We start from the raw sequence: 15,235 nt of genomic DNA on the forward strand, positions 1-15,235 counted from the left end.
GAAGTATTTCCTCCTCCGTAATTAGTCAATCTTAAATCGGCTCCAAGTAAATTAGAACGATAAATGAAAAGCGCTACTTCATCCCCTGCCAAGGCTGCTGCTTTGGCTTCATCCCAAAGGTAGCTCACGTGCTTAAAATTCATATGTTTGGTATTTGTATTCGACATCTATAATTGTTTTGGTTGTAATCTTGTTGTGTAAAATAAGAGAATGTAAAAAACATAACTATCCTGTACTATCCTTTATGAAAAAGAACGTATTCAACTGAAAACTAAATATTAACAACAAAATATCGTACAAAGAAGGAGGAAAGTATTTTAAAAAAGCAATCCAAAAAAGACTCGTAATTACATGAAAATTAGGCAGAAACTATAAAGTTTTACCATTCAAAAAACAAATTAAAGTCATTAGGAAAAGTGTTTTTTGAAATGAATTTAAAATAGACTTCATCTATCGAAATTCTAAAAAATTAATTGCTAAAAACAAAAAAAAGTGCTTTCAAATTCATCAACTTGAAAGCACTTTGTTTAAAATTATCACTTTAAAATTAAAGCCTATAAAATGATTTGGCATTTTCATACCAGATTTTATTCTGATTTTCGACAGATAATTGAGCGATATAATCTTCCAAGGTTTTTACAACTTCTGTATAATCTGAAGCCACATTGAGAACCGGCCAATCTGATCCGAACATTAATTTATCTGCAGAAAAATTTTCGAAAATAACATCTAAATAAGGTTTTAAATCATCAGTTTTCCAATTTTTCCAATCGGCTTCTGTGACCATTCCTGAGATTTTACAGAAGACATTTTCTGTTTTTGAAATTTCCTGAATTCCTTTTTTCCAGGACAAAATATCGCCTGATTTAATATCAGGTTTCGCAATATGATCTATCACAAAAGGCTGATCCGGAAACTGATTTGCCAATTCTATCGCAGCCGGTAATTGCCGATGAAAAATAAGAATATCGTAGGTGAAATTAAATTGTTTTAAAGCCGAGATTCCATTTTGAAAATCTTTTCTCAACATAAAATCATCAGATTCACCCTGAACAACATGTCGAAATCCTTTAATTATTTTATTCGAAGAAAAATGATGTAATCGTTCTTCGATTGTTACACCACGCAAATCTACCCAACCCACAACTCCTTTTATGAAATCATTTTTTGCTGCCAGATTTACTAAAAAATTAGTTTCGTCTTCGGACTGATTTGCCTGAACGGCGACGCAACCTGAAAACTGATTTTCCTGAAGTAATGGCAAAAGATCTTCGGGCAAAAAATCCCTTTGAATTTTCTGCATCGATTCATCTATCCAGCTATCTCTTACGGGATCGAATTTCCAGAAATGCTGATGTGCATCAATTCGGTTATTCATGCTTTTTTAATTTACATCGTTGATTAATGCGCGATCTAAATGCACGTATCCGCCATCAACAAAAACAAATTGTCCTGTTGTGTGCGATGAACGATCTGAAACAATGAAAAGTGCCGTGTCTGCAATTTCCTCAGTTTTGGTCATTCTTCCCTCAAACGGAATACTTTTATTGATTTTTTTCAAAACAGCTTCGCCGTCGGGTAATGTCTCAATCCAATCTTCGTATGCCGGTGTATAACTTTCAGCAATAATAATGGCGTTCGAACGAATTCCAAACTGAATTAAATCTACCGCCCATTCTCTGGTTAGTCCTAAAACTCCACCTTTCGCAGCAGCGTAACCAGAAGTTCCGCCTTGCCCGGTCAAAGCGACTTTTGAACCAATATTCAGAATATTTCCTTTTGATTCTTTTAGGTATGGAAGTGCATATTTTACCAATAAAAAATAACTTACTACATTCAGTTTCAAAGAATCCATGAACTGTTCGTAAGTAGCATCTAAACCTGCGCCGTCATTTACACCAACGTTATTGATAACTGCGTCGATTTTTCCGTATTTTTCAATGATTTTCTTTACGGCATTTTCAACTTCATCAGGATTGGTAACATCTGTTTGTACAAATAATGCATCAATTCCTTTTTTCTGAATTGCTTCTGCATAACCAAATCCTCTGCTGTTTCTGTCCACTATTACCGGAATTCCACCTTCATCAGCAATTCGGTTGAGGATCGTTTCTCCAATACTTCCCTGCTTTCCGGCAGAACCAGAAACAACGATTATTTTATTTTTTAAATTTAAATCCATTTTTTGTGGTTATTTAAGTTTTTATCAATAGTTAGAATTTTTTAAACTCAATATTATTCTATCTCTATCAATGCTTTAATTACATTATTTTTCGGATCAATTAATTGTCCAAAATCAGTAATCATTTCTGAGAAATTGGTTCGGTGTGTAATGTATTTTTTCGGATCAATTTTTCCTGATTTCAAGCAATCCATTACATATTCAAAATCTTCAATAGTCGCATTTCTGCTGCTCATTAAAGTCGATTCTCTTTTATGAAAATCAGGATGACTGAAACTCAATTCTCCTTTTTGAAGTCCAACCAAAACAAATCTTCCGCCGTGCGAAATATAATTAAAAGCACTATTCATCACATTTCTGTTTCCAGTTGCATCAATCACAACATTGGCCATATCACCGTTTGTAATTTCTGTCAGTTTTTGAGCGACATCATCATGCAACGGATTTATAGTTTCATCGGCGTTCAATTCCTCTTTACAAAAATTCAATCTGTATTCGTTGATATCCATCACGATTACTTTTGCTCCGGCTATTTTAGCAAACTGAATTAATCCGATACCAATTGGTCCGGCGCCCATTACTAAAACAGTGTCTGTTGGTTTTACTGCTGCTCTTCGAACTCCGTGTGCTGCAATTGCTAATGGTTCAACCAATGCCAATTGATCATAATCAAGTCCTTGACCGTGAAGTAAATATTGCTCCGGAATAGTTACATATTCTGCCATTCCGCCATCAATATGTACTCCAAAAACTTTAATATTTACGCAGCAATTAGTTAATCCATTTCTGCAGGCAACGCATTTTCCACAGTTGAAATACGGAATAAAAGTTACTTTATCGCCGGGTTCAAAACCTTTGGCATTTCCTTTTACATATTCTGCAGCAAGTTCATGACCTAAAATTCTTGGATATTCAAAATAAGGCTGTGTTCCTCCAAAAGCGTGAATATCGGTACCACAAATTCCTATTCTTTTTATCTTCAGTAAAACTTCTCCTTCTTTTGGTTCAGGAATTGGTTTTTCTTTCAGAATAAATTCTTGTGGTTTTTCACATACTATAAATTTCATCTTAGATTTTTTTAACTAACTCATTAAGCACAATTCATAAAAATTTAAACACATAGAAACATAGGTTTTTCTTGCAAAAAGAAGATAAAAGAAACTAGTTTCCACACATAGTCCCGATAGCTATCGGGATTTATTAAAACTAGTAAAACGCCTTTTGAGAATCCAAAATCTATATTTCTATGTGTTAAAATAATTACGCCCAACGAAGTTTATAATTACTTTTTGTATGCTACTGCTGTTTGTTTACTTGTTCCCAAACCTTCAATTCCTAATTCTACAACATCGCCGGCTTTTAGGTAAATTGGATCTGGTTTAATTCCCAAACCAACTCCCGGAGGCGTTCCTGTACTAATGATGTCGCCAGGAAGCAATGTCATAAACTGACTTAGATAATGTACTAAAAACGGAATTTTAAAAACTAAATTCAACGTGTTACTATCCTGGTATTTTTTACCATTCACACTAAGCCACATTGATAAATTATCAACATCTTTCACTTCATCTTTTGTCGCCAAAAAGGGTCCAAGTGGTGCAAAAGTGTCGCAACCTTTTCCTTTTGCCCATTGTCCGCCACGCTCAATTTGAAATTCTCTTTCGCTGTAATCGTTCAATAAAGCGTAACCTGCAACGTAATCTAAAGCTTCTGCCTCTTCAACATAACTTGCTTTTTTTCCTACAACAAATGCAAGCTCTACTTCCCAATCTGTTTTTACACTGTTTTTAGGAATAATTACATCATCGTCGGGACCGCATAATGAAGTCGTCGATTTAAAAAAGATAATCGGTTCTGTTGGAATTGGCGCACCAGTTTCTTTACAGTGATCTACATAATTTAAACCAATACAGATTATTTTTGAAGGTCTCGCCACTGGAGAACCTAAACGTACATTTGCATCAACTTCTGGTAAAGTCGGATTACTTTCTAATGCTTTTTGTAATTTTTCTAAACCGTTTTCTTCAAAAAAACTTTCGTTAAAATCTGTTACAATTGACGAAACATCATATCTCTTTTCACCAATTAAAACTCCTGGTTTTTCTTTTCCGATTTCTCCAAAACGTATTAATTTCATATCTTTTATTTTTTAGCCACTAAGGCACTAAGTCGCTAAGGTTCTAAGTTTTTTTGCTTAGAATTTATTGCTTAGTTGTTGGCAACTTTGTTAATTATTTGTTTTTTTAAGTTCTTAGTTGATAAAGCTCTAAGGCTAAAAATCTTAGCAACTTAGAACCTTAGCCTCTTAGCAACTTTGTTAATTATTTAATTTGATAAATCCACCGTCGATTGGGTAATCGCAGCCTGTGATAAATCCGGCTTCGTCGCTGCATAGGTATAATGCGAGAGCTGCAATTTCATCTGGTTTTCCCATTCTGCCGATTGGTTGTGATTGTGACAATTTTTCGAACATTTCTGCTTCTTTACCTGCGTAGTTTTTCGAAATAAAACCATCAACAAATGGCGTATGAACTCTTGCCGGAGAAATAGAATTACAACGAATATTTTCTCCTATATAATCTTTTGCAACAGATAATGTCATGGCCATAACAGCGCCTTTTGCTGTAGAATAAGCAAAGCGATCCGGAATACCAACCCACGCCGCGATAGATGCCATGTTGATAATCACACCACCATTTGAAAGTCTGAATTGCGGAATCGCCGCAAACAAACAGTTGTAAACTCCTTTTACATTGACATCCATAACGCGATCAAAATCAACTGCTGGCGTTGTATCGACTTTTCCAACATGTGCAATTCCGGCATTGTTTATCAGAATATTAATGTTGCCAATTTTTTCGAATGTTGCTACTACTTCTTCCTGATTTGCCACATTACAGGCATAAGAAAAAGCTTTGCCTCCAGAATTTAAAATTTCGTCTAATGCCTCTTTCGCACTTTCGATTGTTAAATCTATAATGTGAACTTCTGCACCTTGTTTGGCGAACAAAGTTGCAATTGCTCTTCCTATTCCGCTGCCTCCTCCGGTTACGACTGCTTTTTTATTTTTTAATGAAAACATGTTATAATTATTAAGTCATTTAGTATTTGATGTCGCTCTAACATTCAAAAAATCATTTCAATTTAATAAATGTGAAAACCACAATTACAAAAGTATATTTTAATATTAATATTTGAGATATATTTTCATATGAATGCCCTAAAATGAGTAAACTTTAATAAATTATAACATTTTTTACACCGTTTGTAAAAAAATTACCATTAAGATTAACATACTTCAAAAAATGAGTGTTAATAAAGTCATCAACTGTTGTTCAATTCAATCTTATTTCTATTTTTGTAATTGTGTTTTTTACATTTATTATTTTTCGAATAAAATCCATCCATATAAATTTTACCAAAAATGACGATATTAAAAGGGATAACCTGGAATCATACAAGAGGTTTATTGCCAATGGTTGCTACGGCTCAGCGATTTACAGAATTAAATCCGGGAGTTGAAATTACCTGGGAGAAAAGAAGTTTACAGGAATTTGCAGATGCTTCGATCGAAGATTTAGCAAAAAGATTTGATCTGCTTGTAATCGATCATCCGTGGACAGGCTTTGGTGCGCACTCAAAAAGCATCTTGCCTTTATCAGATTATTTATCATCAGAATATATAAAAGATCAGGAAGTAAATACCGTTGGACGCTCTTACGGAAGTTACGTTTTTAACGACAAATTATGGGCATTGCCTATTGATGCAGCGACTCCGGTTGCGGCGGCTCGCTTGGATATTTTAGAAAAAGACGGATTAAAAGTGCCGCAAACTTATGATGATTTATTGGCTCTTGCCAAAAAAGGATTGGTTGCTTTTGCCGGAATTCCGGTGGATGTTTTAATGAGTTTTTATATGTTTTGCTGTAGTTTGGGTGAAGCTCCTTTTCAATCGACAGAAAAAGTTATTTCTCCCGAAACAGGAAAAAAAGCTTTGCAAATGTTTAGAGAATTAGCACAATTAATTGATCCGGCAAATTTTAACCGAAACCCGATTCAGGTTTATGAGGCAATGGTAAATTCAGATGAAATTGCCTACTGCCCTTTTGCTTACGGATATTCTAATTATTCGAGAACCGGATACGGTAGAAAATTACTTCATTTTTATGACTTAGTTCGTTTGAATAATAATGCAATGATTAGCTCTTTGGGCGGAACCGGATTGGCAGTTTCTTCTTTCAGCAAACACATTCCTGAAGCTATTCAATATGCTGAATTTACGGGATCATCTCATACGCAACAAAATATTTTTGCTGATAATGGCGGACAACCCGGACATCTTAAGGCTTGGAAAAGTGACCGAATCAATTCATTAACTCATGATTATTTTAAAAATACGTTACCGACTTTAGAAAGAGCTTTTCTTCGTCCAAGATATTCCGGACATATGTATTTTCAGGATCATGCGGGCGATGTAGTTCGTGATTATTTGATGAAAGGTGGAGATGAAAATTTGGTTTTAGAAGTAATGAATTCGCTTTATGCGAAATCTCTAAATTTAATAACGGCATGAAACCACTAGAAGGATTAGTTGTATTAGAGTTTTGCCAGTTTTTGGCAGGGCCTTCTGCGGGATTAAAATTAGCCGATTTAGGCGCGCGCGTTATTAAAATTGAACGTCCCATAAAAGGCGAAGCTTGTAGACAATTGAGTATTAAAGACCTTTTTGTTGACGACAGCAGTTTATTATTTCATACGATTAACAGAAATAAAGAATCTTTTGCGGCCGATCTTAAAAACCCGGAAGATTTAATTCTAATCAAAAAATTAATTGCCAAAGCTGATATTATGACGCATAATTTCAGACCGGGCGTGATGGAAAAAATAGGATTGGATTTTAATGAAACCCTGACTATTAATCCGAAAATAATATACGGAACGATTACAGGTTACGGCAATATTGGTCCGTGGGCAAAGAAACCCGGACAGGATTTATTATTGCAATCGCTTTCCGGATTAAGCTGGTTGAGCGGTAGAAAATGTCAGGGGCCGGTTCCGTTTGGTTTGGCTGTAGCCGATTTAATGTGCGGAAACCATTTTGTTCAGGGAATTTTATCGGCTTTATTGAAAAGAGCCAAAACCGGAAAAGGTGTTTTGGTAGAAGTTAGTTTGTTAGAATCTGTTTTGGATGTTCAGTTTGAAGCAATTACTTCTTTCTTAAATGATGGCGGACAATTACCGGAAAGAGGCGATGTAAAAGGAAGTGCACATGCTTTTTTGAGCGCACCTTACGGAGTTTATCAAACTCAGGACGGTTATATTTCCCTTGCAATGGGTGATTTAATTTTCATTGGAAAAACTTTGGGAGTCGATCTAACCAAATATTCTGATAAACAGGATTGGTTTACTTTTAGAGACGAAATCAGAAATTTATTAGCTGAAAAAATAATAACGCAAACAGCCGATTATTGGTTGAATTTGCTTCAGAAAGAAGGAATCTGGTGTGGAAAAGTTCTCAATTATGAAGAATTGGACAATCAATCTTTTGTGAGTGAATTACAATTGAAACAAACGATTCAAAATTCTGCCGGAGAAAAATTGGTTACTACAAGAAGTCCCATTCAGCTTGACGGAAAAATTTTAACTAGTAAAAAAGCTGCTCCTTCGGTTGGAGAAGATAATATAAAAATACATGAACAATTTTTAAGCGAATAAAAGAAATGAAGCCATTAGAAGATTATTTAATAGTAGATTTTAGCCAGTTTCTTTCTGGTCCGTCGGCGAGCTTACGCCTGGCTGATTTGGGCGCGCGCGTTATAAAAATTGAAAAACCGGGAACGGGAGATATTTGCAGAACTTTATATACTTCTGATTTAATTATGAACGGAGAATCTTCTGTTTTTCATACGATTAACAGAAATAAGGAATCATTTGCCATTGATTTTAAACAACCCGAAGAACTCGAAAAATTAAAAAAATTATTGGCTAAAGCCGATGTTGTCATGCATAACTTCAGACCGGGCGTTATGGAACGCGTTGGATTGAGTTATGAAGAAGTTAAAGCAATAAATCCAAATGTGATTTATGGATCGATCTCTGGTTTTGGCACTCATCCGGATTTAAAAGATTTACCGGGACAAGATTTATTATTGCAATCCTTGACAGCTTTAACATGGCTGAGTGGAAATCAGGAAGATGGCCCTGTACCAATGGGATTATCGATTGTCGATATGTTGGCCGGAGCACATTTGGCTCAGGGAATTTTAGCGGCTCTATATCGAAAAGCGACACAAAATGTCGGAGCTTCTGTTCAGGTAAGTATGTTAGAATCTGCTTTTGATTTTCAATTTGAAACCATTACTACTTTTTTTAATGATGGCGGTGAATTACCCGTTCGTACCAAAACCAATAATGCGCATGCTTATTTGGGCGCGCCTTACGGAATTTATAAAACTAAGAATGGTTATTTGGCTTTGGCAATGGGCTCGATTCCTGTTTTGGCTTCGCTTTTAAAATGTGACGCATTATTACAATTCCCTGAAAATAAATTTCATTTACGAGATGAAATCAAAAATATTCTGGCAGAACATTTACAAACTCAGAATACTGATTTTTGGCTGAATATTTTAGAACCTGCAGATATTTGGTGTGCAGGAGTTTTGAACTATCAACAGCTTTTTGCCGAAGAAGGATTTAAAGTTTTAGACTTTACTCAGAAGGTTGAAATGCTGGATGGATATTCGTACCAAACTACAAGATGTCCGATAAAAATTGACGGCGAATATTTGACTTCGGAAAAAGGTTCACCGAAATTAGGACAGGATAATGAAAAGATTATTAAAGAATTTATAACTGTATAATGAAGAAAATAAGAATTGCAGTTAGAAAATTTGATCCTTTTGAAAGTACTCTTCAAAAGTTATGGGATTTGTTTTGCCTGGAGAATAACATTCAGGCTGAAGCCGAAATGATTCCTCTTGAATTGCATGACCTTTATGAACAAACCATAACTAATAAAGGTTTAAAAAATGGAACCTGGGATATTGCCCACATTAATACCGACTGGATTTTTGATGCTGTAAATGAAAAAGCGGTTCTGGATTTAACATCATTTATCGATCAAAATCCTCCGCAGGATTATCCTGAAGGATGGCATGAATCGTTATTAAAATTGCAGAAAATAAAAAATAGTATTTACGGACTTCCTTTTCATGATGGACCGGAATGTTTGATTTTTAGAAAAGATTTATTTGAAGATTTTACTGAAAAGCAAAACTTCAAAAATCAATTTGGCTATGAATTAAATCCTCCAAAAACATGGAAACAATTTGTTCAGATAGCAGAGTTTTTTAATCGTCCAGAAGAGAATTTATACGGTTGTGTTTTTGCCAATTATCCGGATGGTCACAATATGGTTTTTGATTTTTGCCTGCAATTATGGACACGAGGCGGATCGTTATTAGATCATCAAAATAAAATCAACATTAATCAATCTGCGGCAATTGAAGCTTTAGATTTTTATCGAAATATTGTAAATAATAAAAATGCAGTTCATCCAAAATCAAGAAGTTTTGGTTCAGTAGAAGCGGGTTTGGTTTTCGCCGAAGGACAAGCTGCGATGACCATTAACTGGTTCGGTTTTGCATCGATGTGCGAAGTAATTGAAGAATCGAAGGTAAAAGGCAAAGTTGATATTGCGGAACTTCCCTCCGATCCGAATCACAAAACTGCTTCTTTGAATGTTTATTGGTTGTATACGATTGGCATTGGAAGTAAACAGAAAGAACTTGCTTATGATTTTTTACGATTTGCGACTTCGCCAAAAAGCGATAAATTATTGACCAATGAAGGCGGAATTGGCTGTAGAAAATCAACCTGGAATGATGAGGATATCAATAAAATTATTCCATTTTATCATAAACTTGAAATGCTTCATGAAAATGCATTGACTTTACCTCAAACTCCGGTTTGGCCAAAAGTAGCAGAGTTAATAGATCAAATGGTTTTGAAGGCAATTGAAAGTGATATTGCATCAGAAAAATTATTAGAAGAAACTCAGAACAATATTGAAAAAATAGCGAATTAATCGCGTTGTGACATCTTTGTCAAAGTTTAAACTTTGACAAAGATTACCAAGCGAACTTAAAAATATTAAATATGAATATTCCATATAAACCTAAATTACCGGAAACGAATCAACCCATTATTATTATTGGCGCAAGCGGAATTGTGAAAGATGCCCATTTGCCTGCTTATGAAATGGCGGGTTTTACCGTTTTTGGCATTACAAACAGAACTATTTCTAAAGCACACGATTTGGCAAAACAGTTTAAAATTGAGCATGTTTTTGAAAATGTTTCCAATGCTGTAAAAAATGCACCTTCAAATGCTGTTTATGATATTACGGTGCTACCTGATCAATACATTGAAATTTTAGAACAACTTCCTGATGGTGCGGCTGTGCTTATTCAAAAGCCTATGGGAAATGATTTGGCGCAAGCCCGAGAAATTGTTGCCGTTTGTGAAAGGAAAAAATTAGTTGCCGGAATCAATTTTCAATTGCGTTTTGCCTCTTTTGTAAGCGCTGCAAGACATTTAATCAATGAAGGAATTATTGGAGATTTATATGATTTAGAATTTAAAGTTACCGTAAATACGCCTTGGGAGTTGTTTCCGCTTATTAAGGAACATCCCAGATTAGAAATTCTTTTTCATAGTGTTCACTATATCGATTGCATTCGCTCGTTTTTAGGAAATCCGAAAAGTGTGATGGCAAAAACAGCCAAACATCCTTTGAAAAAATTATCATCAAGCCGATCGACTATTATTTTAGATTATGGTGAAGACAAACATGTGGTAATTAATACGAATCACGATCATCATTTTGGACCAAAACACGAAGAAAGTTATATTAAATGGGAAGGGACAAAAGGTGCTATTAAAGCAAAAATGGGTTTATTAATGAATTATCCCGATGGTTTGCCAGACGAATTTGAATATTCATTACAAAATGAAAATGGCGAATATGAATGGAAAAAAATCGAATTGGAAGGCTCTTGGTTTCCCGAAGCTTTCATCGGAACAATGTCAAACTTAATGCGCTTCAAAGAAGGTTCTGACACCAAATTATTAGCAAGCGTTCAAGATGTTTTAGATACGATGAAAGTAGTTGAAGCCTGCTATATAAGTAACGAAAGCGGTGGAGTGTCTCTGAATGAATTATATTTCACCATATAAGTTATATAAGTTCATTTAACGCAGTTTATGCAGACAAAAACTTAAAATCATATAAGCTACAATCAAAAAAATTAATAAGCCATGCAATTAATATAAGTCTGTTAATCTTGACGCAAAGTATTAAATGAACTTATATCACTTATATGGTGAAAACAAAAAAATTATGTATTTCAAATCAACATTTTTTGAAGATTATCAAATTGGCGATAAACGCGTCACTTTTGGCAGAACAATTACCGAAACCGATTTTGTGGTTCACGCTGGGCATACCGGAGATTTTTTTCCGCATCATATGGATGAAGAATGGTGTAAAACACAGCCATTCGGACAACGCATTGCGCACGGAACTATGGTTTTTAGTATTGGAATCGGCCTGACCGCATCAGAAATAAATCCTGAAGCTTTTTCTAAAGGATACGATCGAATGCGATTTGTAAAACCAGTTCATATTGGTGATACTATCCATTCTGAAATTACAATTTCTGAAAAAGGAGAAGCCAAAAAAACAGATATGGGAACCGTTACAGAACACGTAGAAATTATCAATCAACGTGGTGAAGTGGTTCTAGTATGCGATCATTTATTATTAGTTAAAAAAAGTAACTAAGTTGCTGAGCTTCTAAGATACTAAGCCAACACATTAAAACAATCTCACAAAGACACAAAACTCAAAGAAAAATTCTAATAAAACTTTGTGACTTTGTGCCTTCGTGGCAAAAAAACTAACTATGCAAATAACCAACCAATCGGGCGATCAACATGAAGTCTTAACTTCAGAAAAAGGAACGGGAAATAAATATCTATTGCCTTTTATTTTAATTACCAGCTTATTTTTCCTTTGGGGAATGGCACATAATCTGGATTCTATTTTAATACCGCATCTTAAAAAAGCATGTGAATTAAACAATCGCCAATCTACTTTAATTGACACTGCTGTGTTTTTTGCTTATTTTATAATGGCGATTCCCGCAGGAATGCTGATTAAAAGATTTGGTTATAAAAATAGCATTATTACCGGCTTACTAGTTTTTGCTACCGGTGCTTTTCTATTTGTTCCTGCTGCAAATACAAGAACTTACGAATTATTTTTGTTTGCCTTATTTGTAATTGGATGTGGATTGACCATTTTAGAAACAAGCGCAAATCCATACGCAGCAATTTTAGGCCCCGCTGAATCATCTTCAAAAAGATTGAATTTAGCAGCGTCATTTAACGGCTTAGCGGCAATGGTTGCACCAATTGTTGGTTCGTTATTTATCTTATCCGGAAAAACACATACACCAGAACAAATGGCCGCAATGCCGGATGCTACAAAAGCAGCTTACTTATTAGAAGAAGCCTCTGCTGTAAAGTTACCTTATATCATTTTGGGAAGTGTTTTGGTTTTAGTAGCTATATTATTCTACTTTATGCATTTACCTTCGATGAAACCACAACACACAGAAGTTGAAGTTAAACCTGGTTTTTTCTCTGTTTTAAAATTTTCGCATTTAAGTTGGGCAGTTGTTGCACAATTTTTTTATGTAGGCGCACAAGTTTGTATTACCAGTTTTTTTATTAGAATTGCGCAGCAAGGAGCAGGATTAGATGAAAAAACAGCCGGATATTATTTGGGTATCTATGGTTTCCTTTTTATGACTGGTCGTTTTATTGGAACTTTCTTTTTGAAGTTCGTGAAGGATTATGTCTTGCTTTCAATCTATTGTGTTATTAGTATCTTCCTTTGTTTGGTAGCAATTTACGGAACTGGAATTTACGTAATTTATGCACTTGGTGGAATTGGATTTTTTATGTCAATTATGTTTCCAACTATTTTTTCACTAGGATTGGTTGGCTTAAAATCAAATACAGAAACTGGATCTTCATGGCTGGTTATGTCAATTGTAGGTGGTGCGATCCTGCCATATGGAATGGGAACTTTAATTGATATGAAGCACGATGACATCCAATCCGGCTATATTATTCCACTGTTGTGCTTTGTTATCATTCTTTATTTTGGAGTGTTTGGGCATAAAGTAAAAAATGTCGTTTCTTAATAATTAATTTTTGATTTTCTATAATTCCCAAGTTAGATCAGCTTGGGAATTCTTTTATAATTAAATTCTTGTACCCAAAATGAAAAAGATAATTAAAACCACTTCTCTACTTCTACTTGTTTTGAACAGTACATTATTTGCACAAAAAAACAAACAGATTTACGACATTATTGTTGCTAAAGATGGAAGTGGAACTTTTACTAAATTGCAAGATGCGTTTGATGCTGTTCCTGATAATAGTTTAAAACGGACTATTATTTATGTGAAAGCTGGAGTTTATAAAGAAAAAATAAAGCTAAATTCTGCCAAGCAAAATGTAATGTTACTTGGAGAATCTTATAAAAACACTATTCTTACTTATGATGATTATGCAGAAATTGCAGGAGGTACAAGCAAATCATTCAGTACTCTGATCGAAGCAAATAATTTTTATGCTGAAAATATCACTTTCGAAAATACAATAGACAGTAATTTGCCTCAATATAAAAAAGGTGGTCAGGCAGTAGCATTAATGGTAAATGGTGACCGATCAATTTTTCACAATTGCAAAATAAGCGGTTTTCAGGACACTTTTTATCTAAAGGCAAACAAAAGGACATATATTAAGGATTGTATCATTGACGGTACTACAGATTTTATTTTTGGCTCGGGTATCGCTTTATTTGAAAACTGTTTTATACAAAGCAAAAGAGATTCGTACATCACAGCCAGTAATCAGGATGTTGGTAAAAACAAATTTGGTTTTGTATTTAAAGATTGTGTTATAATGGCATATCCGAACGAGGCTACTAAAAGTGTTTCTCTAGGAAGACCATGGGGAGCAGGTGCCAATGTAGTTTTCATTCATTGTTTTGAAGAATCACATATTATACCCGAAGGCTGGTCAGTATGGTCCGAAGATCCAGAACATAAAGCATACAATAATTGGAAAACTACTTTTTATGCTGAATATGACTGCTATGGCCCAGGCTATAATTCAAAAGCTCGCATTTCATGGTCACTTCAATTAAATAAAACAGAAGCTTCAGAATACACAAAAGAAAAAATATTTGCAGCAAATACAACTACAGCCAACAAACTTGAAGAAGATTGGAATCCCATAATCGAAAATGAACAATGTAAATCTATATTGTCATCAAAAAAAATTAAAACAGCTGATTCCGTTTTTGAAAAAGGATTTGAATAAAAACATCAATAATTAAAACCTTTTATAATTCCTCTTTTTGAAGATTTCACAAAATCAATAATTTTGTCACGTTCAACCGTTTTCTCAAATGAATTTTCAATAAACTCTAAAGCAAAAGTTGTATTTCTTTTCTCCTGAAAAAGAACTCTATAAATATCTTGCAACTCATTTATCTTTTCTAAACTAAAGTCTCTTCTTTTCAAACCCACAAGATTTAAACCCACATAACTTAAAGGCTCACGTCCGACAGTTATGTATGGCGGAATATCTTTTACAACACGGCTTAACCCGCTTATCATGGAATGTTCTCCAATAATAGAAAATTGATGAATGGCAGTTAAACCACTAATGTTTACCCAATCGCCAACAATAACTTCACCAGCCATTCCAACACTAAACCCAATAATGCAATTATTACCAACGGAAAGATGTAAGTATGGTAGAAAAAAACTCATTATAAACCAAAAAATCCCCATCAAATAAATGATGAGGATTCTTCAAAGAAAGGCGACGACATACTCTCCCACATAACTGCAGTACCATCTGCGCAGGCGGGCTTAACTACTCTGTTCGGGATGGGAAGAGGTGAGCCCC

At 34.6% G+C, this 15,235-nt stretch carries 14 protein-coding genes and 1 rRNA gene; 8 read left to right on the plus strand and 7 right to left on the minus strand.

The annotated features are described in order from the left end of the window. Positions 1–547: 547 nt before the first annotated feature. From BUE22_RS23390 to BUE22_RS23410, 5 genes are all read right to left on the minus strand, one after another. On the minus strand, positions 548–1,378 hold the full coding sequence (locus BUE22_RS23390) for an amidohydrolase family protein (protein ID WP_073398369.1): 831 nt from the start codon (positions 1,376–1,378) through the stop codon (positions 548–550). A gap of 6 nt (positions 1,379–1,384) precedes the next feature. Beyond that, a complete protein-coding gene (locus tag BUE22_RS23395; RefSeq protein WP_073398370.1) occupies positions 1,385–2,182 on the minus strand; it encodes an SDR family oxidoreductase in 798 nt (265 codons plus the stop codon). Positions 2,183–2,235: 53 nt separating this feature from the next. Then, entirely contained in the window at positions 2,236–3,249 is a 1,014-nt protein-coding gene (locus BUE22_RS23400; protein ID WP_073398371.1) for a zinc-binding alcohol dehydrogenase family protein, read from the minus strand. A gap of 215 nt (positions 3,250–3,464) precedes the next feature. Next, positions 3,465–4,319, minus strand: coding sequence for a fumarylacetoacetate hydrolase family protein (locus tag BUE22_RS23405; protein WP_073398372.1), 855 nt, complete (start codon positions 4,317–4,319; stop codon positions 3,465–3,467). Between the two features lie 180 nt (positions 4,320–4,499). After that, positions 4,500–5,264, minus strand: a complete 765-nt coding sequence (locus BUE22_RS23410; protein WP_073398373.1) for an SDR family NAD(P)-dependent oxidoreductase — start codon at positions 5,262–5,264, stop codon at positions 4,500–4,502. A gap of 342 nt (positions 5,265–5,606) precedes the next feature. Here BUE22_RS23410 and BUE22_RS23415 point away from each other — a divergent pair, with 342 nt between their 5' ends. The 8 genes from BUE22_RS23415 to BUE22_RS23450 all read left to right on the plus strand — a co-directional run bounded on the left by BUE22_RS23415 (position 5,607) and on the right by BUE22_RS23450 (position 14,641). Next, positions 5,607–6,755 (plus strand): ABC transporter substrate-binding protein, encoded by a 1,149-nt coding sequence (locus tag BUE22_RS23415; protein WP_073398374.1) that lies wholly within the window; start codon positions 5,607–5,609, stop codon positions 6,753–6,755. Then, on the plus strand, positions 6,752–7,897 hold the full coding sequence (locus tag BUE22_RS23420; RefSeq protein WP_073398375.1) for a CaiB/BaiF CoA transferase family protein: 1,146 nt from the start codon (positions 6,752–6,754) through the stop codon (positions 7,895–7,897). The genes BUE22_RS23415 and BUE22_RS23420 overlap by 4 nt, the downstream gene beginning before the upstream one ends. Positions 7,898–7,902: 5 nt before the next feature. Further along, positions 7,903–9,042: a CaiB/BaiF CoA transferase family protein gene (locus BUE22_RS23425; RefSeq protein ID WP_073398376.1), complete on the plus strand. Its 1,140-nt coding sequence runs from the start codon at positions 7,903–7,905 to the stop codon at positions 9,040–9,042. After that, complete coding sequence (locus BUE22_RS23430; protein WP_073398377.1) at positions 9,042–10,268, plus strand: ABC transporter substrate-binding protein; 1,227 nt, start codon at positions 9,042–9,044, stop codon at positions 10,266–10,268. Before BUE22_RS23425 ends, BUE22_RS23430 begins: the two co-directional genes overlap by 1 nt. 71 nt (positions 10,269–10,339) lie before the next feature. Then, on the plus strand, positions 10,340–11,419 hold the full coding sequence (locus BUE22_RS23435; protein WP_073398378.1) for a Gfo/Idh/MocA family protein: 1,080 nt from the start codon (positions 10,340–10,342) through the stop codon (positions 11,417–11,419). A gap of 163 nt (positions 11,420–11,582) precedes the next feature. Further along, entirely contained in the window at positions 11,583–12,026 is a 444-nt protein-coding gene (locus BUE22_RS23440; protein ID WP_073398381.1) for a MaoC/PaaZ C-terminal domain-containing protein, read from the plus strand. A 121-nt stretch (positions 12,027–12,147) separates the two neighbouring features. Next, on the plus strand, positions 12,148–13,455 hold the full coding sequence (gene fucP, locus BUE22_RS23445) for an L-fucose:H+ symporter permease (RefSeq protein ID WP_073398379.1): 1,308 nt from the start codon (positions 12,148–12,150) through the stop codon (positions 13,453–13,455). 79 nt (positions 13,456–13,534) lie between these two features. Next, on the plus strand, positions 13,535–14,641 hold the full coding sequence (locus BUE22_RS23450; RefSeq protein WP_073398380.1) for a pectinesterase family protein: 1,107 nt from the start codon (positions 13,535–13,537) through the stop codon (positions 14,639–14,641). A 5-nt stretch (positions 14,642–14,646) separates the two neighbouring features. On the opposite strand, the gene BUE22_RS23455 is transcribed toward BUE22_RS23450, so the two are convergent. Beyond that, a complete protein-coding gene (locus tag BUE22_RS23455) occupies positions 14,647–15,096 on the minus strand; it encodes an acyl-ACP--UDP-N-acetylglucosamine O-acyltransferase family protein (RefSeq protein WP_244152496.1) in 450 nt (149 codons plus the stop codon). 47 nt (positions 15,097–15,143) lie between these two features. Further along, positions 15,144–15,235, minus strand: a 5S ribosomal RNA gene (rrf, locus tag BUE22_RS23460); the annotation flags it as partial.

It is taken from the genome of Flavobacterium pectinovorum, assembly GCF_900142715.1.
Taxonomy (GTDB): domain Bacteria; phylum Bacteroidota; class Bacteroidia; order Flavobacteriales; family Flavobacteriaceae; genus Flavobacterium; species Flavobacterium pectinovorum.

What these genes read in the sequence shown, in the direction of transcription:
- BUE22_RS23390 (WP_073398369.1), bottom strand. Translation starts at nt 1,378, where the DNA reads ATGAATAACCGAATTGATGCACATCAGCATTTCTGGAAATTCGATCCC.
- BUE22_RS23395 (WP_073398370.1), bottom strand. Translation starts at nt 2,182, where the DNA reads ATGGATTTAAATTTAAAAAATAAAATAATCGTTGTTTCTGGTTCTGCC.
- BUE22_RS23400 (WP_073398371.1), bottom strand. Translation starts at nt 3,249, where the DNA reads ATGAAATTTATAGTATGTGAAAAACCACAAGAATTTATTCTGAAAGAA.
- BUE22_RS23405 (WP_073398372.1), bottom strand. Translation starts at nt 4,319, where the DNA reads ATGAAATTAATACGTTTTGGAGAAATCGGAAAAGAAAAACCAGGAGTT.
- BUE22_RS23410 (WP_073398373.1), bottom strand. Translation starts at nt 5,264, where the DNA reads ATGTTTTCATTAAAAAATAAAAAAGCAGTCGTAACCGGAGGAGGCAGC.
- BUE22_RS23415 (WP_073398374.1), top strand. Translation starts at nt 5,607, where the DNA reads ATGACGATATTAAAAGGGATAACCTGGAATCATACAAGAGGTTTATTG.
- BUE22_RS23420 (WP_073398375.1), top strand. Translation starts at nt 6,752, where the DNA reads ATGAAACCACTAGAAGGATTAGTTGTATTAGAGTTTTGCCAGTTTTTG.
- BUE22_RS23425 (WP_073398376.1), top strand. Translation starts at nt 7,903, where the DNA reads ATGAAGCCATTAGAAGATTATTTAATAGTAGATTTTAGCCAGTTTCTT.
- BUE22_RS23430 (WP_073398377.1), top strand. Translation starts at nt 9,042, where the DNA reads ATGAAGAAAATAAGAATTGCAGTTAGAAAATTTGATCCTTTTGAAAGT.
- BUE22_RS23435 (WP_073398378.1), top strand. Translation starts at nt 10,340, where the DNA reads ATGAATATTCCATATAAACCTAAATTACCGGAAACGAATCAACCCATT.
- BUE22_RS23440 (WP_073398381.1), top strand. Translation starts at nt 11,583, where the DNA reads ATGTATTTCAAATCAACATTTTTTGAAGATTATCAAATTGGCGATAAA.
- fucP (WP_073398379.1), top strand. Translation starts at nt 12,148, where the DNA reads ATGCAAATAACCAACCAATCGGGCGATCAACATGAAGTCTTAACTTCA.
- BUE22_RS23450 (WP_073398380.1), top strand. Translation starts at nt 13,535, where the DNA reads ATGAAAAAGATAATTAAAACCACTTCTCTACTTCTACTTGTTTTGAAC.
- BUE22_RS23455 (WP_244152496.1), bottom strand. Translation starts at nt 15,096, where the DNA reads ATGAGTTTTTTTCTACCATACTTACATCTTTCCGTTGGTAATAATTGC.